The following is an 18,457-nucleotide window of genomic DNA, read 5'->3' on the forward strand; positions in this document are numbered from 1 at the left end:
ATGTCTGTCCGTCCGACCCGACGTACGTCCATCTCGCCGTACTTCCTCTGTACGTCGATGCCGTCCGTTCGCAATCTGAGGACACTACCAGTTTGGTTGAGTGACGAGGCGGTAGACCTATAGCCTGCGCGTGGGGCGGGCATGGGGTCGCCCGACAACTGAAAGAAGGGGACAGGAATGGACGCTGCAACCATTTCCGAAGCATGGCTCTCCGGGGCCGACATCGAGGACGGGCAATCGCCCAGCCCTGTCGATCGCCTGGAAGAATTCGCGTTCATGCCGAGCGGATGCGTCTTTGAAAGCGCGATTACCGATCCGAGCGGATGTGATCCAACGACCACTGTCTGTGGCACCGTCGCGCCTTGCGTCGGCACGCAGAGAGTGTGCGGGTGCTGACCGGCAAGCCATCGAGTCACTCGCAGCAGACCACTGATTCCGGGTGGCGTGTCCGTTCGCGGATGACGCCACCCGGAATATTCGTCGATGCAGACCCCGTGGTGGACCATGAGACTGCATCTGGTCTTTACGAGGATTGCTACCGTCTCGCGAAACACTTCGCTGGCGAACTACTGGACCGCGGAGCGGGGAGTACGCCCTTGCTCGTTGAAGGCGTGCTGGCGACCGTAGGCGAAGAACTCGCGTCAGGGATCGCACAAACGATTTGCGTCGAGATCAACATCGCACGGATCGCCGGCGTGCTCGTCGGTGACTCGGCACAGAAGCGGTACCGCTCCTACTTCGAGGGCGCAGTGCTGCCGGAATACCGGAAGTATCTGTATTCCAAGTACCCCGTGCTGCACGAGCGCATCACGGCTGTCACATCCGCTACGGCGGCGCTTTTCGAGCGGATCGTGGCAGCGGCTGAGGCTGACGCGGCCGGATTGTCGGAAATGTTCGGCACGGACATCGTGCCCGAGGTGAGCCATATCACCCCGCTCGGCGATCCTCATGACGGTGGAGCACGGGCGTGCCGTGTCCGATTCTCGGACGGGCACGTGGCGATGTACAAGCCGCGGTCTGCGGCACCTGAACTCTTCATGACCCGCTTGACCAGTCTACTCAGTGCAGGCGTCCAGGATTTGGTCAGAGTGGCTACCGTTCTCGATCGCGGGACCTACCACTGGTCCCCTTGGCTCGAAGCAGACAAGAACACTGGCTTTGGGCGCGCGCACTACACAGCGGCTGGTGCGTGGATCGCATTCGCGTACTTCACGGCCACGCGGGACCTCCACCGGGAGAACCTTTTGCCCTATCAAGGCTGTCTGGTAGGGATTGACCTCGAGTGCATCCTCAACTCGGTTCCCGCGAACAACCCGGGTGACAACAGCCTTCGAACGAACCAGCTCAGTTCTGTACTCACGACAGGAATTCTTCCGCAGCGTATCGCTTCGAATGCTGACGTAGAAGGGGTGAATATCGGCGCAATCGGCGCGATCGACGGCGACGTCTCAGGGTTGTTCAGCATGGTGGTCACGGATGACTGCACTGACGTCGTTCGAGTCGGCCGTCGGGAGGGCGTTACTCAGGACCAGCGGACCGCCGATGTAGCGAGCGGCGTTGCCGCTAACCTGGACGCCGTGCTCGACGGGTTCGAACGTTGCTCAGCCGACCTTCGGGCGAATCTACCTGAGCTTGTATCGGCGATGTATGAGTACGACGGCCACACACGCGTGGTCGTTCGCCCGACGCAGGTCTACTTTGAGTCGCAATTCAAGGCCACTCATCCACGATGCCTCGTGGACTCGGGACTGGCTCGTCAGACTCTCGGCGATCAGCTTCACGTTGTGGCACCGTACGGCGATGACGCTTTCCTCCAGAGGGAAGTCGACGCGCTCTACCGTATGCAGATCCCGGCTTACTACTGCGATCCACGCGACCACTCCCTCCCCGGGCCGGTCGGAGACATCCCACTCGCCTCAGGGCTCGCGACCGCACTTGAGCGCACCGCTGAGCTTCGGGACTGGAACGCAAACAGTCACCGTCACCGTGATGCTATTGCCAAGTGCATCGCAGCATTTGGATCCGCGGCGCAGACCGAAGTCGGGCGTTACATTGACCTGCACGAACTCCTGCGCGACGAAGACGTGGATCACAGCGCGACCCTTCGTCTCCTTGATGATGTCTTCGGCGAGATCCGAGAGTCGCGAGCTGCCGTAGCGCCGAGCGCTTGGATGAACGTGGGCCGTGCCATGAACAACAGGTGGTCGGTGGCATTGTCTGACCACGGCCTGTACGGCGGAGTGGCGGGCGTCTACCTCGCTGCCGCCGTTCATGGAGCAGGCAGCGGCTCTCCGCAGGCACTCAAGCTCGCTGCGGATCTACAGGCCGACATCATCGCTGTATGCACGGAAGACAAGGTCGCTTCAGTCGACTCGGGAGCTTTCGGCGGCATCGCGGGGATCGCTTTCGCTATCGGTGCCGGTATTCAACTCGGGCTCATGACTGAGACAGTTGGACGAAGTGCGATCAACCGCATTGCATCGATGTGCCTCGACAAACTGAGCACGGATGTCGAACCAGACGTCATCGGCGGCGCTGCCGGGTGCCTCCTCGTTTTCTCGGAGCTCCTCCGGGTGGGCCTCGTGTCACGTGAGCTGGGAGTCGTCGTTTGTGATGCCAGCGTGGAGGAACTACTCCGGAGGTCCCGTCGCGACGAGGGCACCGAAGGACTCGTCTGGGACAACGAGTGGGCCAAGACTTGGCTCGGAGGAGCCAGCCACGGCGTGGCTGGCGTGGAATGGGCTGCTGCGCGGTACTTGTCGGTCGCGAAGACCGCTGAGCGGAAGGCCCACGCCTCTCAGCTCTTCGTCGGCGCGAAGCGAAGCCAAGACGCGCTGTGGGACTCGGCCAAACAGCATTGGTCCGACCGCCGATCGGCCGCCGTCGCCGGCGACCCCCCGATGCAAGCATGGTGCCATGGAGCGGAAGGCATCGTCCTCGCCCGTTTCGATTACGGCGCATTCGATTCAGAGTCACGCCGAATCGACGCGCTGCGCTTCGTCGCAGACCTGCCGGTGGTCACGAACACGAGCTTGTGCCACGGGATGGCTGGCCGGATGACTGCTCTAAACGTTCTACTCGCGGGCGTCGGTGAACAACACTCTGAGTCGGTTTACCCAGCGAGTCTCTCGGACGGGATGTTGGCAGCGCTTGTTGCAACGCTGAGCGGACGACGCGCAGTTGATGCAACCAACCTCGAGCTTTGGAATGAGGGACTGATGACCGGACGATCTGGTATTGCTCTGGCGATATCGCAGCGAATCGTGGGTACGAGCGACCTCAGCCCCCTCCTACTACGGCTGGGAACGAGACCGTGACGTTTGCCTGTGTCGAGTTGGCTCGGTGTAGTTGCTCACTGCGGTCGTCCGGGTGGTACCCAAGCCGCTCCCGCACCCTGCATGCACAAGAACGGGGTGCCCGTACCGGACATCCGGCGCACCGTTTGGATCCCGCGACCGCTCCTGCCGAATCTGTCGCTCTCACCGTCGATCGATTCCATTGTGACTCGTGTGCATCAGCACGGTGAGACCCTCACTGACCCGCGCCTGGTCGAGCAGGTAGAGGAGCAACAGGCCCTGACACAGCGGGAGGGGGCGGCCTCTGACCAGCGAGCAGTCAGACGGCGACCTTTCGATTCGGAAAGGAGAACTGTTGAAGTACACCTACACGTCGAGCGCGTGCGCGCAGTATCCGACGACTCGTGCTTGTCAACATCGCGGCCCGCACACTCAAGATGCACCCTTGGCAGCCGAAGATGAGCATGCAAGCGGTCCGCCACCTACGCCCTTCGACGAAGGCTACGAGACCGACGCAGGAATAGCATACGTGTCGAACTACCGGGCCGAGCGCCCTAGGGCGATCTTGGTAGCCACTCATGGCGCTGCGACAACGATTCGTTCACCAGACCTGCAACTCCTGTGCCACCTGCTATTGCGCAATCAAGTTTCGGTAGCACTGATCACACAGCCTGCCCGTTTTCGTTCCGATGTAGCTGCCCGTAATCGGGAAAGCGATCGGGCGTGGCACCAAGTCGTCAACTATGCCCGACGGGATCACGACCGTGTGATCGTCGGCGGGCGCAGCGCCGGGTCACGTGTGGCGATCCGCAATGCCTCCTCCGTTGGGGCTATCGGAGCAATCTTGATGTCGTACCCGTTAGTCTCGGCACGCAGCGCGCAGGAGTTGTACGGTGCCACTACACCACGCCTCGTATTTCAAGGCGAACTCGACGATGAGTCTCCGCCGCAAGGGTTTCGCCCCGCGAGAAATATGAGCGTGACGCCCGTTCCTGGAATGGGCCACCTGATGGATTCACCGCGAGCATGTTCATCACTGCAGCGGGAACTGTCAGCAATCGTCCCGCCGTGGCTGAATGAAGTTCTGGTTCAGCCGAAGAGCCCATAGAGCTGCCTGATCTGCACGGATTCTTCACTCAATCGGCAATGAGTGGAACTCAGCCTTCCAGATCTCACGGACTGCAGGTTCAACACGTCTTGCACCGTGTAGAAAGCGTTGCACGAGATCCCTCCAAAAGCATCGCTGCGCACAGCCCAATTCCCTCCAGATGGCAAAACAAACGAGTTAACCGTATCTGACGGTGGCGAGACAAAGGCTGGACTGTTTCGAAGGTGGCGGCAGAACAGTCTCGGGACGACGGGATCCTCGCCATGTCCTGTAACCAGGGCGCCTACTGCCGACATCTGCCCTCGCAACGACCGGTCCAGAGGCATACAGCTTCAACCACGTCACAATCTCACCGTACGAAACTCAGAACATTTCTGAGCGGCTTCACATGTGACTGTTTGAGGGCCACGCTTGACGAATGGCGTGTGCTTGCGGTTGAGTAATCTCATGTCGCCAAGGGGATCATGGCACCCGACGCAACGCGCGTCGCACAATCGGGCGCGGGTATGAGTAACAGCATTCGCCTGAGCGTTCTGGACCTAGGGACTATTCCGCACGGGTCCACGCCGAAAGTCGGTCTCCGAGAAATGATTCGTGCCGCGCAAAGCGCCGAGGTCTTGGGCTACGAGCGCTACTGGGTAGCTGAGCATCACGCGACGAATACCTGCTCGAGTGCGGTTCCGATCGCTATGTCTGCCGTCGCATCTGCTACTTCGCGGATTCGCGTTGGCAGTGGAGCACTGCTTCTATTGAATCATTCGCCTTATGTTGTGGCGGAACAGTTTGGTACCCTTTCCGCGTTATACAGCGCACGGATAGACCTCGGCCTCGGTCGATCCGTCGGTGCCGGCCCAGTTGCTTCGTTGGTAGTGCGCGACAGTACTCAGCCGGTGCAATTTGGCGACTTCGATCGTCGTCTGGACGACCTGATTGGGCACTTCGACGGAACCTTCCGTCGCGATGGGCATTTGGTTCCTGCTTTGCCCGGCGTGAACGACCAGCCTGAGATATGGCTACTTGGATCGAGCGTTTCTGCCGCAGAAAATGCCGGGAGTAGGGGTCTGCGATACGCTCACGCCCATCACTTCGATGGTGCGTCGAGTGGCGAGGCACTTGATGCCTACCGCGTCAGCTTCCGTCCCAGTGCTGCGCTGGCGAAGCCCTATTGCGCCGTGTCGGCGGTCGCCGCCGTTGGCGACACTGACCGAGAGGCTTTACGCATTGCTCGGCCCCACTTCGTAACCCGGGTGTACGCGTCACGTGGTCGGCCTGGAATCACGCCAGACGACTCAGCGGCTGCTGAATTCCAGTTTTCCTCAACAGACGTATCAGACCTCGCAGAGTTTGCGGATCGGCAGATGATTTGCCGTCGGGAGCATGTTGCTCAGCGGATTCTACGGCTTCAAGCGCAATTTGGCATGGATGAACTCATCGTTCTTCCGATTGCGACTTCAACCCACCAGAGGATTGACACGCTGCGTGCTGTCGCACAAAGCAACAACGATCTCAAAGACTCGTTGACAACCTAGAAGGGGCCGATCCATTGGACAACTCTGAGCTTCTCATCGGTATGCAAAGGACGGGGTATGCTACCTGTTCGGTAGAATCAGCGGAAGACTTCTACGAAACGATGCACGAAGTAGCGGCGACGACGAACCTCAAGGCTATTCCGCACCCGCGTCGGCCTAACCAAGAGACGTCTCTCGCGCCACAAACTCGGGTGGCGATGGACCCGCACTCCGAGTTAGGTCGCACTCCGTATCGATGCGCCATTGTCGGCTTTTTGGGTGTCCAGCCTTCACAGAGCGGGGGGGAAACGATCCTCGTCGACACGAGTCTCGGCAGCCCGTGCGGCGACCAGCTTGCGGAGCTGTTGCCGGAAACGCTGCGCTTCCGCGGGCTTATCTCGCAGGCGGCGCTTCCCGACGGCTTTGACTCCGCCACGTCTCAGGCGACCGCTTACGGGAAAGTCGCCTCGGTGACGCCACGAGACGGCGATGTGCTTGAATTCGAATACGAGATCCCAACGGTCGTACGATCAGCCATTTCACCGGCCGTTCTCTCGGTCGCAACCTCAGTTGTGGGACCCTACGGCGGTGCGCACGACGCCTCCTCGGGCTTCCCTATCTCGGAAGAAACCATCGAACGGGCACGACAGATCATGGGTGTCTACAGCGTGAAGCTGCGGCTCGATGCGGGCGATGTGGTCCTCATCGATAACTGTCGCACGCTTCATGGGCGCCGAGCCTACGCAGGCGACCGCGTCATCGTGTCGGCATTGCTCAGCCAATTCGGGTCCGCTTTTGGTTGAGTCGTGATGCATTAGGAGCAGATACGAATGCCGCGACTGTCGCTGCGACGATGAGTACTATCGTAGATCGGACGCTCAGTGCAGGAAACCGTACCGCCACGGGGTCCAACGCCTATGAGGTGCCGCGACCTGCTTCCCAGGCATTTGTAATCGAGCAGGCGACTGACGCCCCTCCTCCTGAATGCTGGCCGTACGACCGAGTTCACGATCTGTCGCTACTGAGCTGTCGTCTGAGGGCAAAGCCGTACTTGTGCGCAACCCCTTCTCCGCCATGAGGGCGAGCAACGAGCACAGTTGGGATCGGAGCGAAGGCGTAGCTCACGAGCAGAAGTGGCGCCTGTCTCTGGTCGTGAGGACCCAGTGACGCAACCAGTCGATTTCGTCACGGCGGTCCGTTCGGCTCCTCCGGCCAAAGACCTGAGCGATGGTCTAGAGGTCATGCAACACCAGAGGCCGATCGGCACCCGGGCCCGCATCAACTCGACCGATCAAACCCTCGCCCGCCCGCCCGCCCGAGGCCGTCGGCGGCACGGATCGGGCCTTCGACTGGAAGGCGTCGGTCAGGCCCTGGCCCGATTGGCGCCCCCTCGTGTCGCGGAGACGTGGCGGCTCAGCGCGCCGCCCGAAGATCGTGACGCGCGATGTGACCGGTCGACCGAAGACATCGGTTTGCCGTCGCACGCCGCCGATCCCTCCCGCTCGCACCGACCCCGGTCGTAGCCGCGCTCCACAGCGGAACGTCCACCCCCGCGGCTCGGCCACCACCCTCCCCAACGCCTGCCACCCGCGCTCCGCGGACCCTCCCGCCGCGTGCCCCGACCACCCGGTGCCCGTGTGCAGCCGAGCGGGGATTCACTCGGTGCATGCGCACCATGGGAGTCGAGGAAGAGCTGCTGCTCATCGATCGGAGGACTGGTCACCCGGTCCCGGTCGCCGACCAGGTGCTCGCCCGTGCAATCGCGGCCGGCGGCCCGGGCGACGGCGGCGAGGTCGTGGCCGAGATGCACCGCGAGGCGATCGAGCTCATCACCCGCCCGCACTCGTCCCTCGCGACGCTCGGCGACCAGGTCCGGACGAACCGTGCGTTCACCGAACAGCTCGCGTCCGAGATCGGAGCGCACGCCGCACCGCTGGGCACCTCGCCGTGCCCGGTGACACCGCACCCGACCGAGTCTCCGCGGTACCTGGCGATCATGCAGCGGTACGGCGCCCTGCCGCGACGGGTGCTCACCTCGGGCCTGCACGTGCACGTGTCGATCGACTCCCCGGACGAAGGTGTCGCCGTCCTGGACCGGATCCGGACGTGGACGCCGGTCCTCATCGCCCTTAGCGCGAACTCCCCGTTCCACGACGGCGTCGACACGGGTCACGCCAGCTGGCGGTCGGTGCTCTGGAACCAGTGGCCGTCGTCGGGCCCGCAGGAGCGCTTCGGCTCGCTGTCCCGCTACCGTGCGGTGACCGAGGCGATGCTCGGCACCGGCGCGCTACTCGATCCCGGCATGCTCTACCTCGACGCGCGGCTGTGCGCGAACCACCCGACGGTCGAGGTCCGCGTCGCCGACGTCCCGCTCGACCCCGGCACGACCGTCACGGTCGCCGGCCTGGTGCGCGCCCTGGTGGACACGGCGGCGAACGACGCCGCAGACGGCCGGGAGGCTCAGAGCACCCCCGCCGCAGCGCTCCGGCTAGCGAACTGGCAGGCTTCCCTCGAGGGGCTCGATGGGTGCCTGGTCGACCCGACGACGGAGCGTCCGGCGCCGGCGCGGGAGGTCGTGATGCGGTTCCTCGCGCATGTCCTGCCGGCCCTCACGTGCAACGGCGACGACCAGCTGGTCGAACGCGGGATCGACGACCTCTTCACCAGGGGCACCGGCGCAGCCCGGCAGCGCGCGGCCCGCCGGCCTGCCGCGGAACCCGGGCGCGACGACCTCGGGCACGTCGCCCTCGCCGCAGCCTGGCAGGAGGGTTGAAGGCCGGAGGCCGGAGGGCTCGTCGGGTCGCACGTCTGGCGGCTCTGCGACCAGGGCGCCGGGTCGCTCGTCAGCGGGGCAGCGGCGCCTCGAGCGGGAGATCGGCGCCGTGGTCCACAACCACCCGGCTCCCGTCGACGTGGAGGCCGAAGACGTCGCCACCGGTCGGCGAGGGGTTCGCCTTGACCTGGTTGCTGTTCGCCCAAGCCCGCACGCCCGTGGCGGTACGGAAGGACCACGCGTCGCGGAAGCCGAGCTAGAGCTGACGTCCGCCGAGGGACCGTGCATCCTGCACGCCGGCGGTTGCAACTTCGCTGACATGCTCGTCGTGTGACGACCAACTCACCCTCTCAACGGGTCCACCGTTTCGACGTGGTAGCGGCGAACGAGTTACCTGAGATGAACCGTTTGCAGAGATCGTTCTTTTCGAAGCACTACCGGCCTCAATTCCTTGCGGGCGATGCGATCGACGTTGACGGGCAGTTCGGCTACCCCGTCGTCATGCTGCACGAGCTCCTGGCTGAATGGGACGTTGACCCCAAGACGGCGATGGAGGGAGCGGCTCGCATCATCGACGCATACCCGAAGTCCGTGGCCAAAAGCAAAGCACGACAGTGCCTCGCCGACATGCACTACCTCCGGGAGGAGTGGGCCGATGCGTTGACGCTGACGTACGGTTTCCGACGGCTCGTTGCCTTCGTCGGCCTCAGCGACGTGCTGCCGCCACGTGCGGACGCCTGGGAGGTCATGCGGTGGGGATCCTCGAACATCACCAAGGCGGGCTGGCAAAACCTCGACGCGGCGCTTGATGACCTTCAAAGAACGCTCGACAGTTTCCACGACGAGCACGGCATCAGCATCATCGGGCATTTTTGGAGGCGACTGCATGCGAACGAAACCACAGAAGCGATAGCGCAGAGCCTTTACGACCTGATCGGTTCCGACTACTCCGTCGACCAGATCGTTCACCTCATCGAGCACGGCCGGACCGTCGGTTCGTACCCTCTGATCGCGTTCGAGGGCTTTGCAGGCTACGAGCGTCCCATCCCAGCAACTTGGAACCGCAGTAACCCGTACGCTTTCGAGGGCTTGATCCGAGCGCTCTGCCGGCCCCTGTTCCGCGAATCGGAGAACCGCGCGCGTGAGGCCGCTGGACTCCCGCGCGTCGGCGAGGGCCTGGTGTCCGAGATACGTCTGCTGCATCAACTACGTGCTGCGTTCCCCGACGAGCGAATTGACCACCAGGCACGGCCATCGTGGCTTGCACCACAGTCCCTCGACATGGTGCTCCGCGGGCGAAACGTCGCAATCGAGTACCAGGGCGCCCAACACTCGCGCCCGGTGGAGTTCTTCGGTGGAACGAAGGCTTTCGAACGGCAGCAGCAGCGTGACGCTACGAAGCGTTGGCTGTGCGCTGCGCACGGGATGACCCTCCTCGAGGTCCACCCCGACTACCTGCTAGACGACATCATTGGAGCGGTACGCCGCGCTCTCGAGTAGTCACACCACTCAAGACAGTCGCTCAATCCGCATCTCCAACACGTCGCTGATTGGCCAGCCTCGGACGCGTCCCACCCTCAGCCACCTTGGCTACGTCTCACATTCAGTCGTTGAGCGCGTCCAGGCTCTTCCCGAAGTACCGGGTGAACCGGAGGCCCGTCGCGAAGGCGATTTGCATCTGCTTGTCTTCTTTCCGGGCCCGGGCGTTCAGCTTCATCACGCGGTAGCTCTCGCACCGAAGCCACATGTCGGCGTTGTGCAACGCAGCATCGTCTCGCAGCATGCCAACTCCGACGAATCCGTCGCGGGCGATCTCGAAGTCCAGCCTGTAGCCGAGGATGTCGTCGGTGGAGAATGCGGGCGGGCGGTGCATACGCGGTCACCACCTGCTCCGGCTCGGCGAGAACGAGAGTGAAGCCCGCCTCCGCTGACAGCGGACCGGGCTCACGTCATCCGTCGGACAGGCCGTGAGCGGAGAACCTGCTCCGGAGCCCACCATATTCGAGGACCCAGGGCCCGTCGCCGGAGGTCGACCCGGGCCACTCGAAGACGATGTCGAAATGGTCTTGGAACGGACCTCCGGACCCAGAGGTCTGAATCGACGATGCCTCCACTCCTCCCGGCCCACGGAGAACGAACCGATCCGAGAAGTGGTCCGGCTCCTGGCTCGTGACTCGGCCGTCTCCCCGAGAAACGTCGTGCAGCCCGGACCAGACGCGGAGGTTCAGATAGCCGCGCGAGACCTCCAGGAACAGAGGAGTCACGACAGAGTCAATCGCAACGTCCGGGCGCGCAATGAAGACAGCCATGTCCGACACGCTACTGAGTGATCGCGGAAGCGTCGTCGTAGTAGGCGACCGACCCCCACGCGATCTCCGCGATCCCATCCACACGCTCACCGGGAACGGGGCAGAACTCGTCAGTGCGCGTCAGCAGGTAAGTCCCCGGTCCTGACGCTCGCCCGCAGGACTGGTACGTTCCGCCTCCGATGGAGTAGTCGCAGCTCAGCGTTCGATGGGTGCCGTACGACATGCTGTTCGCCGAGGCCGAGAGGCGAAGATCGCCAGGAGCAACCTGGATGTGCATGAGCACTTCACCGCCGTTCTTCCCGATACTCGCGTCGGGCGTGGCCCCACGCGACCCCGCTCCCGCCGGTGCTGAGATCACGGATGAAGACTGCCCTGGGTGATCGCATCGATATGACAGTGCGTTGATCGAACTCTGCTGCTCCGCGATCGGGAGCGGCTTGCCGCTCGGGTCGTCCAGGTTCAGGCGGACTCCGGGGCAGACGGTGACCACGCCTCCAGCTGCGGACGGGGCCGGAGGCGACACCGCTCTTGCGACGGCGTTGGCCGGCGCCGCTACCGCCCCAACCGAGAGCACAACCATCCCGACAGCGAAGAGCAACCTCGACGGCACCCTCATCATGATTTCCTTCCATCGGCGCACTAGATCGTGAGCACAGCATGGTCCTGCTCTCGGAGATCGTCATGTCCTCACTACTGCGGACCGCCGCATGCGACGGTTTCGCTCTTGACGGCCTCAGAGCCCGATGCTGATGCCTTTGACGGCTCATCACAGTTGAAGGGGTGGGTGGGGTCTGAAGCCACCGGACTCGAGCAAGCTGCGGACGATGAAGATGTTGAGGTTCCGGAAGCCGAGCGCAGAGCCGCGGAGGTGTTCGCGGCGCCTGTTGATGGCCTCTGTCGGACCGTTGGAAGTGCCGAGCCGGTTGAAGATCACCAACACGTCGGTGGCGCGCTGCTGCAGGTTCCGGCCGAGCCGGCGGATTGTGACCCGCGATGCGGGGCTAGTCGATCACGGCCACCACGAGAGCAGCCCACCGGATCACCGCGGACCCGTTCACGTCAGAGACGAGTCCGAGGTCCCGCCACTCCGCGGGTCCGCTGCGGGGATGATCGACTCCAACAACCGCAACACCCGCTCCCCATCAACCGCATCCGGGTCGAGCAGCCACTGCACCTGCAGCCCGTCCGACACCGCGATGCTCAGGCTCGCCAGGTCCTCCGCGTCCAGGTCGTCCCGGATCCGGCCCGACGACTGGTCCCGCCGGATCAGCTCGGCCAGGTCGGCCCGCAGCCGGGTGAACCGGTCGCGCATGAACTCCCGCGTCGCCGGATGCCCTTCCTGCACGGCGTCGGCCGAGAGGGTCGTGTACAACTGCACGAGCCCCGGCACGGCCCGGTTACGGGCAGCACTCTCGCGCATGTCGCCGATCGCGGACTTCATCCGCTCCGGTGCACCCTGTTCGCGCACCTCGTGCTCGCGGTAGACGGCGAGCAGCAGTTCGTCGCGGCTCGGGAAGTAGTGCCGCAGCGCCGCGTGCGTGATCCCGAGGGCGTCCGCCACGGACCGCAGCGAGGACGCGTCGACCCCCTGCTCGGCGACCATCCGGATCATCTCGTCGAGGATCTGGGCCCGTCGTTCGGTGCCCTTGCGGTAGCCGCCGCGGCGCGGCGGCGTCACGGCGTCGTCGTCCACGGGGTCGGTCACCGTGCCAACTTACCGCTGGAAGGTTTTGATCAGCGTCACAGGATCTCGAGTGCTCCGAACACCGTGACACCGAGGCCCACGACGGCTCCGCAGATGCCGACGCACGTCACGACGTACGCGAACACCAGCGCGGCACGCGCCGCTCGGACTCGCTTCAGCGCCGACGCAGCCACGAGCGTCGCCGCGATGACCACCGGCAACGAGGCGAACCAGGTGATGCCCTGGACCAGATCAGCGGCCCTGACGTCGGCGGGAGGCGCGCGGAGGACCCCGCGGCCGCTCTCGTCGGTTGCTCGGTACGCAGCATCGATCGGAGCGGTGTGCATGTCCGTCAGGACGCACGCCCACGCCTGCCCTGCCATGAGCGCGAGCGCGATGGACGGCACGACCCAGGCCATCACCTGCGTCAGTCGGGTCTCCCTCACCCTTCCACCCTGCAGCAACCGAGACCGACGGAGGATCCGTCGAACGAGTGAGAAGTCGCAAGCGGATCACCGCGAGCGCGTCGTGACGCTGGGTCAGGACCCAGCGGCCAGTGGCGGACGGGAGGCCCGGATCACCACCCGTGACGCGCCTCCCGTCCGGTGGGTGTCAGGAACCGGCCGCCGACCCGTCGGGGTCGGCACCCGCCTCCGGCACCGTGTACTCGTCCACCGGTGTCGGCAGGCCGGCGTCGAGCGCGGCCGTGATCTGCGCGAGGCAGCGCGCCAGCACCGCGTTGTCCTCGGCGGAGAGGTGGTCGATGACCTCGACGACGGCCTCGTGGAAGACCTCGTACGACCGGTCGATCTTGCGGGCGGCCTGCACGGTCGGCTCGAGCACCTGCGCTCGGCGGTCGGTGGGGTGCGGGGCCCGGAGCAGGTCGCCCTTCTCGACCAGGCCGTCGACGATCTTGGTGACCGAGGCGTTCGAGACCGACAGCATGACGGCGAGGTCCTTCGGCCCCATGCTCCGGCCGTCGCGGTGCGCCTGCAGCATGTAGCGGACGGTGAGGAACTCGTTCTTCGTCAGGCCGCTCTCGCCACGGGCACGTTCGAGCTGGTCCTCTTCGGCGTGCTGCAGCCGGAGCAGGGCGTCGACCGCGGTCTTGGCGGACCGGGTGCGGGGCTCGCGGGCGTAGAGGTGGACGTGCTCGCGGCGGACGACGGTCAACGGCATGGGTGGGTGTCTCCCTCACCCGTGCGGGCGGGCGGTCGTGCGGGCAGGCGCGTGGCGCCGGCACCTGCGGGCAGGCAGATCGGGTCAGGCGGCCGGCGCGACGAAGAAGTCGGCGTAGGACAGTTCGGTGCGGCGGGACAGCAGCGACGGGTCCTCGATCCGCTGGGCGACCCAGGCGTCGATGACGGCCGGGTCGGTGAGCCCGACGCGCGGGTGGGAGCCGCCGAACCGGGTGTCGTGCGAGGTGCCGTGGTACGTGCTCTGCATGGGTGCGCCTTCCTCGTCGAGGGTCTGCCTGCCGTCCGTCCATCCGGACGTGAGGACTCTTTCACATCGTGAACAATGAGGGCAACGAACAGTTCGTCGAGTTGTACAGTTCGCGCACCGAACGACCCGTGGGCCCGCTCCGGACGCACGCGAGCCCCTCCTCCGACGGAGGAAGGGCTCGTGCGTGGGCCGGTCCGGACTACTCCTTGTTGAGCTTGTCCTGCACCGTGCCGGCGATCTTCTCGACCGTGTTCGGCAGCTCGGTCGTGCCGTACAGGCGCGAGTCCGCGTGCGTGGGCGGCGGCATCGGCACCGTGGTCGTGGGGCCGTCGTGGTACGAGTACTCACCCTTGCCGTCGAACGACGGACCGCTCGCCCAGGGGCCGTTCTTCGCCTCGGCACCGTCGGAGAAGTTGAGGTACTGGTAGTTGACCTCCTGGTTCTCCTTGTGCTGCGGGAAGTTGCTCGGCACCGGCATGGTCTCGAGCCCCTGCTCGCGGAGCTCGGCCGCTGCGGTCGCCCACATGTTCTGGTGCATGGTGTCGCGGGCGATGAGGAAGCTCAGCAGGTCCCGCACACCGTGGTCGTCGGTCATGTGGAACAGCCGGGCGGCCTGCACACGGCCCTGCATCTCGGCGTTCTCGTTCGCCGTGAAGTCGGCGAGCAGGTTGCCGCTGGCGGTGATGTACGAGCCCTGCCAGGGGTTCCCGTTGCTGTCCACCGGACGCGCGCCGGCGCCGGCGACGATGGCGTGCTGGACGTCCGTGCCGCCGACGATCGCGGCGACCGTCGGGTCGTCCTGCAGGGCGTCCTCGGTGATGCCGAGCGGGGACTTCTCGAGCAGCTGGGCGATCATCGTCGCGAGCATCTCGACGTGGCCCATCTCCTCCGCGCCGATGCCGAACACCATGTCGCGGTACTTGCCCGGGATGTGCATGTTCCACGCCTGGAACTGGTACTGCAGGGCGACGGAGATCTCGCCGTACTGGCCGCCGAGCACCTCCTGGAGCTTCCGCGCGTAGACCGCGTCGGGCTTGTCGGGGGTCGCCGTGAACTGGAGCTCTTGCTTGTGGAAGTACAAATCGTTCTCCTGTTTCCGTGTCGGTTCCGGGATCCGTTCCGAGCGTCGGCGCGAGCCGCTGGACGGCTGTCCGGAGTGTTCAGATCACGCGGCTGCCGCCGGACGGGAGGCGCGGGGCGGCCCCGCCACGGGCCTCCCGTCCGGCACCCGGCCGGGCACCGGCGTACCGTCGGCGACGTGGATCTCCAGCTGCAGGACCGTGTCGCACTCGTCGTCGGTGGGAAGGGGTACATCGGCACCGCCGTCGTGGACCGCCTCCGCCAGGAGGGCGCGACCGTCGTCGTCGCCTCCCGCACCGCGGACGCGGCCGACGGTGCTGCGTCGGGCAGTGTGGCGATGGACACGGCCGACCAGACCTCCGTCGACGCCGCGGTGGCCCGGGTGCTCGAACAGCACGGACGCATCGACGTCCTGGTCGTCACCGCCGCCCCCGCGGCGAACACCCTCGACCCCGAGCGCCGCTCCGACCCGGACCAGGTCGCCGCAGCCGTCGACGGCAAGGCGCTCGGGTTCCTCCGGGTCGCGAACGCCGTCCTGCCCGCGCAGCGTCAGGCCGGCTTCGGCCGCGTCGTCGTCGTCAGCGGGCAGAACGCCTACCTGTCGGGGAACATCACGACCTCGCTGCGGAACGCGGCCACGAACGTGATCGCGAAGAACCTGGCCGACGAGACCGCGGGCACCGGCGTGACCGTGAACGTCGTGAACCCGGGCACCGTGCGGGACGAACCGAGCGCCGAGGTCCGACCGGGGGCCGGTGGCGAGTCCAGCCCGCAGCAGATCGCGGACCTGGTGGCGTTCCTGTCGTCCCCGCTGTCGGTGGTGTCGGGCGAGTCGATCTCGATCGCGCACCGCGTCCTCGGGAGCGTCACCGTCTGACCCGCCGGCGCGGACGACACCGCGTCCGTCCCCCTTCCACTGCGCTCCTTCCACTGGGCTCCGGGCGGGTGTTGACTGCCGCCATGCAGCAGGCCCACTCCGCCGACGGAACGCCCATCGCCTGGGAGGCGATCGGTCCCGCCGATGCTCCCGGTGTCGTCGTCGTGGGTGGCGCGTTCAGCACCGCCGACGCCGCCCGACCGCTCGCGCACGCCCTCGCCGACCTGGGGCTGCGGGGTGTGGTCCTCGACCGGCGCGCCCGCGGTGCGTCCGGCGACACGCGTCCGTACGCGCCGGAACGGGAGGTCGAGGACCTCGTCGCGGTCGTCGCTGCGGCCGGCGACGTCCGTGCCGTGTTCGGGCACTCCTCCGGCGCGGTCCTGGCCCTCCGCGCGGCAGCCGAGGGGCTCGACGTCGAGCACCTCTTCCTCTCCGAACCGCCCTTCGCGTTCGACGACTCCCGTCCGCCGCAGGCGCCGGACCTGGTGGACCGGCTGCAGGCGCACGTCGATGCCGGTCGGCCCGAGGACGCCGTCGTCCTGTTCCAACGCGAGGCCGTGGGCCTGCCCGACGAGGTCATCGAGCAGATCCGGCAGGCACCGATGTGGCCGGACCTGGTCGCCGTCGCCCAGTCGACCGTGTACGACGCGACGATCACCGGGGAGACGCCGGTGCCCTCCCCCGCGATGACCGCGGTGACGATGCCGGTGACCGTGCTGCGGGGCGGACGAACCTGGCCGTTCCTGGTCGTCGCGACCGACCGGCTCGCCGAGGTGCTGCCGACCGGCAGGCTCGTGGTCGTCCCGGAGTCGCAGGACCACGGCCTGCACCCGGCGGGCACGGCGCGGGAGGTCGCAGCAACGCTCGGGTGAGACGGACGGGCGGGGCGGGAGAACGACGAAGGCCCCGATCTCTCGATCGGGGCCTTCGTCTGCTTGCTCTCGCTCGGAGAGCACTGGTGCGCGAGGGGGGACTTGAACCCCCACGCCGTTTCCAGCACACGGACCTGAACCGTGCGCGTCTACCAATTCCGCCACTCGCGCCAGCGACGAGAACACTACCATGCACAGACGGTGCCAGGAGCCAACCACTACCATGCAGAGGTCAGCGACCGAGAACGTGGGGACCATGGGCTTACTGGACAACTTCGAGCGAGGGTTGGAGCGCGCCGTCAACGGTGCGTTCGCCAAGACCTTCCGCTCCGGTGTGCAGCCGGTCGAGATCACCGCGGCACTGCGGCGTGAACTCGACACCAAGGCGGCAGTGGTCTCCCGCGAGCGCATCCTCGTGCCGAACGAGTTCACGGTGCGGCTCGCTCCGCCGGACCACACTCGGATGCACGACGTCGGGCAGCCGCTCATCAACGAGCTCACGCAGCGGGTGCAGCAGCACGCGGTCGCGCAGAACTACTCGTTCTCCGGCCCCGTCACCATCCGGCTGCAGCAGGACGGCACCCTCTCCACCGGCATCCTCGAGATCGACTCGACCACGGTGCAGCGGGACCTCGCCTGGGTCGCGGTGCTCGACATCGGGTCGCAGCGGCACCACCTGAAGCGTGGACGCACGATCATCGGTCGGGGGACGGACGCGGACATCACCGTCGCCGACACCGGGACGAGCCGGAAGCACGTCGAGGTCCTCTGGGACGGCAAACACGCACAGGTGAACGACCTCGGGTCCACGAACGGGTCGAAACTCAACGGTGAGCGCATCAGCCAGGCGATCCTCGAGCCGGACTCAACCATTGAGATCGGTCGGACCCGTATGGTGTTCCGGGTGATCCCGGAGAACGACGGAGGTGCGCGATGACCACAGGCCTGACCCTGCTCGTCCTGCGCTTCGCGTTCCTCGCGGTGCTGTGGCTCTTCGTCTTCGTGATCGTCTTCGCGTTGCGCAGTGACCTCTTCGGCCAACGTGTCCGCGCGATCCCCACCGATCCCAAGTCCGGCCCGTCGACGCCGACCACCCCGCCGATGCCGGCCGGTGCCGGCACCGCAGCCGCAGCCTCCGGGTCGTCCCCCGGTGCCTTCACCGAGCTGATCGGTCAGGCCAACGCGCCCACCGCAGCCCCCGCCGGACCGGTCGCCACCCGCCTGGTCATCACCGAGGGCGCGCGTGAGGGCATGGAGATGCCCCTCGGCGGCGGCCCCATCACGATCGGCCGCTCCAGCGAGAGCAACGTCGTGATCCGCGACGACTACACCTCCACGAACCACGCCCGCCTCGACCTGCAGGGCGGTGCCTGGGTCCTGACCGACCTCGGATCGACCAACGGCACCTTCGTGGGCGGCCAGAAGGTCACCGTCCCCACCACCGTGGCGGAACGCACCCCGATCACCATCGGGACGACGACGTTCGAGCTGCGGCGGTAGTCCC

At 65.8% G+C, this 18,457-nt stretch carries 16 protein-coding genes, 1 tRNA gene and 1 pseudogene; 10 read left to right on the forward strand and 8 right to left on the reverse strand.

The window, feature by feature from the left end; translation table 11 throughout:
- The first annotated feature begins 389 nt into the window (after positions 1 to 389).
- From lanM to JOD51_RS16540, 6 genes are all read left to right on the forward strand, one after another.
- Positions 390 to 3,317, forward strand: coding sequence for a type 2 lanthipeptide synthetase LanM (lanM, locus tag JOD51_RS16520; RefSeq protein WP_204610525.1), 2,928 nt, complete (start codon positions 390 to 392; stop codon positions 3,315 to 3,317).
- 508 nt (positions 3,318 to 3,825) lie between these two features.
- Entirely contained in the window at positions 3,826 to 4,404 is a 579-nt protein-coding gene (locus tag JOD51_RS17680; RefSeq protein ID WP_372378331.1) for an alpha/beta family hydrolase, read from the forward strand.
- Between the two features lie 464 nt (positions 4,405 to 4,868).
- Positions 4,869 to 5,933, forward strand: coding sequence for an MsnO8 family LLM class oxidoreductase (locus JOD51_RS16525; protein WP_204610527.1), 1,065 nt, complete (start codon positions 4,869 to 4,871; stop codon positions 5,931 to 5,933).
- Positions 5,934 to 5,947: 14 nt separating this feature from the next.
- Entirely contained in the window at positions 5,948 to 6,715 is a 768-nt protein-coding gene (locus tag JOD51_RS16530) for a TauD/TfdA family dioxygenase (RefSeq protein ID WP_204610535.1), read from the forward strand.
- Between the two features lie 863 nt (positions 6,716 to 7,578).
- Positions 7,579 to 8,685, forward strand: coding sequence for a carboxylate-amine ligase (locus JOD51_RS16535; RefSeq protein WP_204610537.1), 1,107 nt, complete (start codon positions 7,579 to 7,581; stop codon positions 8,683 to 8,685).
- A 330-nt stretch (positions 8,686 to 9,015) separates the two neighbouring features.
- A complete protein-coding gene (locus JOD51_RS16540) occupies positions 9,016 to 10,185 on the forward strand; it encodes a PDDEXK family nuclease (RefSeq protein ID WP_204610539.1) in 1,170 nt (389 codons plus the stop codon).
- A 103-nt stretch (positions 10,186 to 10,288) separates the two neighbouring features.
- Here JOD51_RS16540 and JOD51_RS16545 read toward each other — a convergent pair whose 3' ends face one another.
- The 7 genes and pseudogenes from JOD51_RS16545 to JOD51_RS16575 form a co-directional block, all read right to left on the reverse strand.
- Positions 10,289 to 10,558, reverse strand: coding sequence for a hypothetical protein (locus tag JOD51_RS16545; protein ID WP_204610541.1), 270 nt, complete (start codon positions 10,556 to 10,558; stop codon positions 10,289 to 10,291).
- A gap of 1,202 nt (positions 10,559 to 11,760) precedes the next feature.
- Positions 11,761 to 11,994: pseudogene (locus JOD51_RS16550) on the reverse strand (transposase); the annotation flags it as partial.
- A gap of 54 nt (positions 11,995 to 12,048) precedes the next feature.
- Entirely contained in the window at positions 12,049 to 12,699 is a 651-nt protein-coding gene (locus JOD51_RS16555) for a TetR/AcrR family transcriptional regulator (RefSeq protein ID WP_259558311.1), read from the reverse strand.
- 35 nt (positions 12,700 to 12,734) lie between these two features.
- Positions 12,735 to 13,124 (reverse strand): hypothetical protein, encoded by a 390-nt coding sequence (locus JOD51_RS16560; RefSeq protein WP_204610543.1) that lies wholly within the window; start codon positions 13,122 to 13,124, stop codon positions 12,735 to 12,737.
- Positions 13,125 to 13,290: 166 nt separating this feature from the next.
- The gene (locus tag JOD51_RS16565; RefSeq protein ID WP_204610551.1) at positions 13,291 to 13,857 is read right to left on the reverse strand and encodes a MarR family winged helix-turn-helix transcriptional regulator; all 567 of its coding nucleotides are present in this window, start codon (positions 13,855 to 13,857) and stop codon (positions 13,291 to 13,293) included.
- 84 nt (positions 13,858 to 13,941) lie between these two features.
- Complete coding sequence (locus tag JOD51_RS16570) at positions 13,942 to 14,124, reverse strand: hypothetical protein (RefSeq protein ID WP_204610553.1); 183 nt, start codon at positions 14,122 to 14,124, stop codon at positions 13,942 to 13,944.
- A 199-nt stretch (positions 14,125 to 14,323) separates the two neighbouring features.
- Positions 14,324 to 15,205 (reverse strand): manganese catalase, encoded by an 882-nt coding sequence (locus JOD51_RS16575; protein WP_204610555.1) that lies wholly within the window; start codon positions 15,203 to 15,205, stop codon positions 14,324 to 14,326.
- Positions 15,206 to 15,382: 177 nt separating this feature from the next.
- Here JOD51_RS16575 and JOD51_RS16580 point away from each other — a divergent pair, with 177 nt between their 5' ends.
- Positions 15,383 to 16,081: an SDR family NAD(P)-dependent oxidoreductase gene (locus JOD51_RS16580; protein WP_204610557.1), complete on the forward strand. Its 699-nt coding sequence runs from the start codon at positions 15,383 to 15,385 to the stop codon at positions 16,079 to 16,081.
- Positions 16,082 to 16,164: 83 nt separating this feature from the next.
- Positions 16,165 to 16,953: an alpha/beta fold hydrolase gene (locus JOD51_RS16585; protein WP_204610559.1), complete on the forward strand. Its 789-nt coding sequence runs from the start codon at positions 16,165 to 16,167 to the stop codon at positions 16,951 to 16,953.
- An 84-nt stretch (positions 16,954 to 17,037) separates the two neighbouring features.
- On the opposite strand, the gene JOD51_RS16590 is transcribed toward JOD51_RS16585, so the two are convergent.
- A tRNA-Leu gene (locus tag JOD51_RS16590) sits at positions 17,038 to 17,124 on the reverse strand.
- A gap of 85 nt (positions 17,125 to 17,209) precedes the next feature.
- Between JOD51_RS16590 and JOD51_RS16595 the strand changes: the two genes are divergently transcribed.
- Both JOD51_RS16595 and JOD51_RS16600 read left to right on the forward strand, forming a co-directional pair.
- A complete protein-coding gene (locus tag JOD51_RS16595; protein WP_204610561.1) occupies positions 17,210 to 17,890 on the forward strand; it encodes an FHA domain-containing protein in 681 nt (226 codons plus the stop codon).
- Complete coding sequence (locus JOD51_RS16600) at positions 17,887 to 18,453, forward strand: FHA domain-containing protein FhaB/FipA (RefSeq protein ID WP_204610563.1); 567 nt, start codon at positions 17,887 to 17,889, stop codon at positions 18,451 to 18,453. Before JOD51_RS16595 ends, JOD51_RS16600 begins: the two co-directional genes overlap by 4 nt.
- Positions 18,454 to 18,457: the final 4 nt, after the last annotated feature.

Source organism: Curtobacterium herbarum (assembly GCF_016907335.1).
GTDB classification, from domain to species: Bacteria; Actinomycetota; Actinomycetes; order Actinomycetales; family Microbacteriaceae; genus Curtobacterium; species Curtobacterium herbarum.